A 5512-nucleotide genomic window follows, 5' to 3' on the forward strand; every position below is an offset into this window, starting at 1 on the left:
GCCTGTGTCGAGACTTTCCGCGTCGAGCTGCAGCTCGGCGATTTCGTCACGGGCACGATAGACGTTACGATGCCAGAGATGGCATTTGATTCTGCGCAAGGTTGCAAGCACGTCCTGTCCGATCTGCTCGTCGTGGTTTTCGAGCCTTGCACGAACTGGTGCGGATTCCGACGAAGCCGGCCATGCATTCCAATCTGAAGCCGGACACCTATTCCAATTTCATTCCGGCCACGATTCCGATTTGAAGCCGGACATTTTCTGGGTCTGATCTTGGGTCGTTTTCGATCTTTGGATTGGGTTCGGGCGAAGGTCAAGCGGGCGAAGAAGTCGGTGGTGGCATGGAGCGTTGCTTTCGTAGGCTCTCTCCGTTGAGATCGATGCGATAGGCGTTGTGGACGAGGCGGTCGAGAACGGCATCGGCGATGGTGGGATCACCGAAGTTGTCATGATACCTCCTTGCTTGATCGTCTGTTGCGTGCGATCCGCGCCCGCAGCGTGTTGATCTGGTCATGTGAGAGCTCGATTTGCCACGGCTGTCCCTTGGTGAGCTGGTGTCCCTCGAGCCAGCCGCGTGCGAGATAGTCGAAGACGGTTTGCGGGGTGACGCCCAAGGCAGCTGCCGCCCCTTGAACAGAGTAAGATCCGTCGGGCCATCGATCGGGATTGGCGCCCGTCCCGTTGATCTTGACGGTGGGGATGCCCCAACGTCTCCGCAGCAGCCAGACATTCTCACCTTTGAACGCGCAGCCGCGTGCTGCAACAAAACCTTCCGCGTTCAAGGCCGCCGCGATCTCCTTGTCCATTTTGCCTGCGGCGTTGAGTTCGATCACGCGGCGCCGTAGACGCTCCAGATCGGCGTAGTCGCCATAGGTGTGGACCCGTCTTTGCAGGGAGTGCTCGCTTGTCGCTCCCGTCTGCCACAGGATCTTGAACCAGACTTGGCCCTGCAAGCGCTTCTGGTCGAGGATGACCTCGCAGACGATGAGGCGCAGAATGCCCTTGCGCTCGGCCGCCGTTGTCGAAGGGGAGTGCCAGATGCCGGGCAAATCTTCCCCCAGCCTTTGCAGCGCCTCGCGATCCGGCTCGTTCAAGACCAGCGGCTCGTCCTGCCGCCACCGTTCGTAATCCTGTTCGATCGCCTCGGCGGCGCGAAGCTTCTCTTCCCAGACGCGCTCCAGTGAACGCGCCACCAGACGGTTCTCCGGCTCGACCGCATCATATTGGCGCCGTGCTCTTTCCGCCTCATAGCGGGCCCGCTCGCGCCGCAGCGCCCACTGCCGCTCAAGCTGACGCGTCTCCTCTTCGATCTGGCCGAGGGCGGCGATGGCGATGGCGATCTTGTCCGGCCTCAAGGCCTCAAGCAGGATGCTTTCGACATGCGCATCGACGGGCAACGCGCGCACTTCCTGGCATAGCGGCCCGCCATCCTGATCGCGGTCGGCGCGACACGTGTAGACGGGATAGTCGCCCGCAGGACCGCTATAGCGCAGGCTCATCCGGCGCCCGCACCGTCCACAAACAGCGATGCCCTGCAGCAGTGCCGCTCCCTTGCGCGGCACGCCCGAATGGCCGGCTGCATAGTGGTTGATGTTGTTGGCCAGTCGCCTCTGGTTCTCCATGAACTCCTCCCAGCCGATATAACCAGGATGGGCAGCCTGAAGGCAAACCTCCCAGTCGGCGATGGCGACCTTGGTCGTCCTCGGGCGATAAACGCCATGACGAATCCGCCCACCTTCCACCCGCCTGCGGCCATAGACATACGCTCCAGCATAGGCAGGATTTTGGAGAATGCTGAGCACTCGTGAGCTGTCGGCCTCGCGCCACACCACATCGTGCGGCGCGGGACCGAGGAGGGGACGCACAGGCAGCGGCAAATCGTTCTTTCGCAGGTAGTGCATCACGGCCCGCGCACTGTGAAGCTCGCGGAATTTGGCGAAGACCAGGCCGAGCCTCGCCTGCACCTGCTCATCGGGATTGAGAATGATCTCGCCCGAGCGACCATGCGCCAGTCCAGCGGGAACGGGAAGGCGTAGCTCGCCACGCGCCGCCTTCTGACGCTCGCCCTGATGGAGGCGCTGCCTGATCTGGTGCAACTCCGCTTCGCTCATGATGCCGGACAAACCGAGGAGCAGGCGGTCATGGTAAGCGCAAGGATCGTAGAGACGTTCACCATCGGCAATGATGACGCCGAAGAGCGAGCACAAATCGAGGAGCTGATGCCAGTCGCGGTTGTTGCGGGCAAGCCGGGAGGCATCGAGGCTGATGACCAGGCCGGCGTTTCCCAGTCCGATCTCGGCAATCAGCTTCTTGAAGCCCGCCCGCTCAATGGTCCCGGCTCCGGATTTGCCAAGGTCTTCGTCGATGACATGCACACGCTCATGCGGCCAGCCAAGAGCGACCGCGCGATCGACGAGACGGTACTGCAACTCCGTGCTTTCCTGATGATGCCGCACCTGGTTCACGGAAGACTGGCGGACGTAAATGTAAGCGAGCTTGCCGCGATGCGCGGCAGTGACGCACTCGTCCGGTCTATTCGATGCTCTCAACACGCCGATCCGCCTTGATCGGCGTGCCCGTCGATCGCATCCGCAAGAGAAGCCGCGCGAAGCTCTGCGCGATCTGCTTTTGCCCCTCCACGGGCAAGTTGAGCCAAAGACTTGGCGGCGTGGCGATACTCGGGTTCGGAACTTTGGTGGGGGTCTGGGACGCGACGCGGTACAGATTCGACTGGATATTCATCGCGAATCACCTCCTCGATAGGGGAGGCCAAGGTGCGGTTCAAATGGTGCAGCAATGTGAGCAGCGTTCGGACGTTGATGCGGGCCAACGATTTCGATGCGCCTTGTTCTTCCGCAGACGCCACGGCAAGGTCGGTCACCGAGCGCCGAATTGAACGGCGGCGTCCGTCAGGTAGTCGAACAACGACGAAAGCCGGACCGCGCGCAGAACGGGACGAAACGAGCTCCAGACGCTGACCCGCAAGGCCGTGACGCGGGTCGATCACCGTCAAATGAGACACCACCCGGTCGAGAATGGCGGCGGCCTCTGATGTTTGGTTTGCCGATGATTTCATACCAGCGGTCGACGGGGACTTGACTGGTGACGATGGTCGATCGGCGCCCATGACGGTCTTCGACGATCTCGAGGAGATCGCGCCGCTGATCGTCATCGAGCTTCTCGGGCCCCCAATCGTCGATTAATGTTGTGCTGCACATTACTCGATTAACGTGCACTGCGCAGAGATGTGGAGCGGACACCGCAAGATCGCGCAGGCGCGCGACTTTCCCACGATACAACTCCACATAACTGAATCACCGTCCACCTAGGATGGCTGCTCCCCAAACCTCAACAGGAGAGTGCCATGCTAAAGGTTTTGTTCCCGAAGTCTTTTTGTCACTACGAATATTCGCGCTTCGGCGCGGAGCTTGAATTGTTTGCCCGGTGGTTGCTCGCAGCAGGATATCTACCTGGTGCTGCGACACGTCGCCATGTCCACCGATTGAAGTGCATCCTTGAGGCCACGGCCGCTCTTCAGTGCGGCCGGGTTCTACTCGAAGCCGAATTGGACGGAGCGTTAGCCTTCGTTCCTGGCGCTCTGCGCCACGCTTCCACCGAGCGCGCGTATCGCCGCTTCCTTAAGGCAGAGGGGCGGCTCGAAGAAACACAGCCGCAAGACCCCGTGGAGCAGTTGCTGCTGCGATATCGAGAATATCTTCTAGACGTGAGGGGGTTAGCACCGGCGACGATCGGTCAGCATTTGGGAACGATCGAGGAGTTTCTGTCCATGTCGGCTGGACCGTCACAGGATCTTTCCGCACTGACATCAGAGCACGTCGAAAACTTCATTCATATCTTGAGCCGCAGGGTGCTGCGCCAAACACTCCAGCACAAGGTTGCCCATCTGCGCGCTTTCCTGCGCTTTTGCGGCGATCGTGGTAAGACGGCGCGAGGGCTAGCCCGTCTTATGCACGACGACCCGTCTGAGAGGTTGGCGGATGTAGCCTAAGCGATTGATTTGGCGTAGGATTCGGTTGTCTAAGCCAGTCCTGCCACCACGTCTCGCGAGCCACACCTGCCATGACCGACGATACCTTGCTGCCGCTCTCATTTCCAGCCGTTGGGCGCAAGAAGATCACAGCTGCGTTTGACGGCGGACGCATCACCTCGGATGGTGGCGTCATGCTTTTGGCCGCGGCCGAGCGACGCCTGCAACTGGCCGACATTCTGCGCGCCCGCATCTTTGCGATCGCATGCGGCTACGAGGATGCCAACGATCTCGATCGGCTGCGCACCGACCCGGCCTTCAAGCTCGCCTGCGGGCGGCTGCCCGACAGCGGGATTGATCTGTGCTCGCAGCCGACCTGCTCGCGCCTGGAGAACCTGCCAGACCTGCGCACCGTCATCCGGCTCGGCTGGGTGCTGGTCGATCTGTGGCTGTCGAGCTATGCCGCGCCGCCCAAAAGCGTGACGCTCGACATCGACGACACTGTGGATGTCGTTCACGGCCATCAGCAGCTCTCGCTCTTCAACGCCCATTACGACGAGCGCTGCTTCCTGCCGATCCACATCTATGACGCCGCGACCGGACGTCCGGTCGCCATGATCCTGCGTCCTGGCAAGACCCCGACGGGCAAGGAGATCCGCAGCCATCTGCGCCGGCTTGTCAGGCGCATCCGCGCCCGCTGGCCGGCCACCCGCATCCTGGTCCGCGGCGACGGCCACTATGGCCGGGCGGAGGTCATGGCCTGGTGCGAGAACAATGCGCTCGACTACCTCTTCGGATTGCCCGGCAACAAGGTTCTCCAGCGTCTCGTTGATGAAGCCGCCGACGATATCCGCACCCGCCGCGCGCTCGAGCAAAAGCCGGTGCTGCGCGGCTATGCCGAGACCCGATACAAGGCGAAATCCTGGAAGACGCAACGTCGCGTCTGCGCCCGCATCGAGGCAACCACCCGCGGCCTCGACATCCGCTTCGTCGTCACCAATCTCGACAAAGCCTCCGCCGAGCATGTCTACGACGTGATCTACTGCGCCCGCGGCCAGGCCGAAAACCTGATCAAGATGCACAAGAGCCAGCTTGCCTCCGACCGCACCAGCTGCCGCTCACCGATTGCCAACCAGGTGCGCCTCGTCCTGCACACCGCCGCATACTGGCTGATGCTCACCCTGCGCGAGGCGGTGCCCACAACCGATCATCTCAGCAGCGCCGAGTTCGCCACGCTGCGGCTCAGGCTCCTCAAGCTCGGCGCCCGCGTCATCGAAACCGTCTCGCGCATCCGCCTGGCCTTCGCCGCCGCCTGTCCCGAGGCCAGCCTGTTCCGACAAATCGCTCTCACGCTGCAGCCCGCAGGACCATGAGCGCCGGGGCATCAAAGCCCCGCCGAACCGACACCTTGACCCTCCAGCGCGTTCCAAAGTCCAGTCTCAGCTGCGGTGAAAAAGACGCCTCACACCTGCATGACCGAACGCTCAACGGCGCTCGAACCACAAGGCTCATGAATAGGACGGGCTA

The 5512-nt window shown here is 61.9% G+C and carries 4 protein-coding genes and 2 pseudogenes; 2 read left to right on the top strand and 4 right to left on the bottom strand.

Annotated features, from left to right (window positions below; genetic code table 11):
- Positions 1 to 310 precede the first annotated feature (310 nt).
- The 4 genes and pseudogenes from C9427_RS34575 to C9427_RS34350 all read right to left on the bottom strand — a co-directional run.
- Positions 311 to 451 (bottom strand): annotated as a pseudogene (locus C9427_RS34575) (ATP-binding protein); the annotation flags it as partial.
- Complete coding sequence (locus tag C9427_RS33265; protein ID WP_107653157.1) at positions 444 to 2549, bottom strand: recombinase family protein; 2106 nt, start codon at positions 2547 to 2549, stop codon at positions 444 to 446. The gene C9427_RS33265 and the pseudogene C9427_RS34575, both read right to left, overlap by 8 nt.
- The gene (locus tag C9427_RS35530; RefSeq protein ID WP_425351708.1) at positions 2530 to 2739 is read right to left on the bottom strand and encodes a hypothetical protein; all 210 of its coding nucleotides are present in this window, start codon (positions 2737 to 2739) and stop codon (positions 2530 to 2532) included. The genes C9427_RS33265 and C9427_RS35530 overlap by 20 nt, the downstream gene beginning before the upstream one ends.
- Positions 2740 to 3047: 308 nt before the next feature.
- A pseudogene (locus tag C9427_RS34350) lies at positions 3048 to 3200 on the bottom strand (ATP-binding protein); the annotation flags it as partial.
- Between the two features lie 161 nt (positions 3201 to 3361).
- Between C9427_RS34350 and C9427_RS33275 the strand changes: the two are divergent.
- Complete coding sequence (locus tag C9427_RS33275) at positions 3362 to 4006, top strand: site-specific integrase (RefSeq protein ID WP_107653158.1); 645 nt, start codon at positions 3362 to 3364, stop codon at positions 4004 to 4006.
- 71 nt (positions 4007 to 4077) lie between these two features.
- The gene (locus C9427_RS33280; RefSeq protein ID WP_107653159.1) at positions 4078 to 5358 is read left to right on the top strand and encodes an IS1380 family transposase; all 1281 of its coding nucleotides are present in this window, start codon (positions 4078 to 4080) and stop codon (positions 5356 to 5358) included.
- Positions 5359 to 5512: the final 154 nt, after the last annotated feature.

Origin of the sequence: Mesorhizobium helmanticense, from assembly GCF_003034915.1 — a bacterium.
GTDB classification, from domain to species: domain Bacteria; phylum Pseudomonadota; class Alphaproteobacteria; order Rhizobiales; family Rhizobiaceae; genus Mesorhizobium; species Mesorhizobium helmanticense.

What these genes read in the sequence shown, in the direction of transcription:
- C9427_RS33280 (WP_107653159.1), top strand. Translation starts at nt 4,078, where the DNA reads ATGACCGACGATACCTTGCTGCCGCTCTCATTTCCAGCCGTTGGGCGC.
- C9427_RS33275 (WP_107653158.1), top strand. Translation starts at nt 3,362, where the DNA reads ATGCTAAAGGTTTTGTTCCCGAAGTCTTTTTGTCACTACGAATATTCG.
- C9427_RS35530 (WP_425351708.1), bottom strand. Translation starts at nt 2,739, where the DNA reads ATGAATATCCAGTCGAATCTGTACCGCGTCGCGTCCCAGACCCCCACC.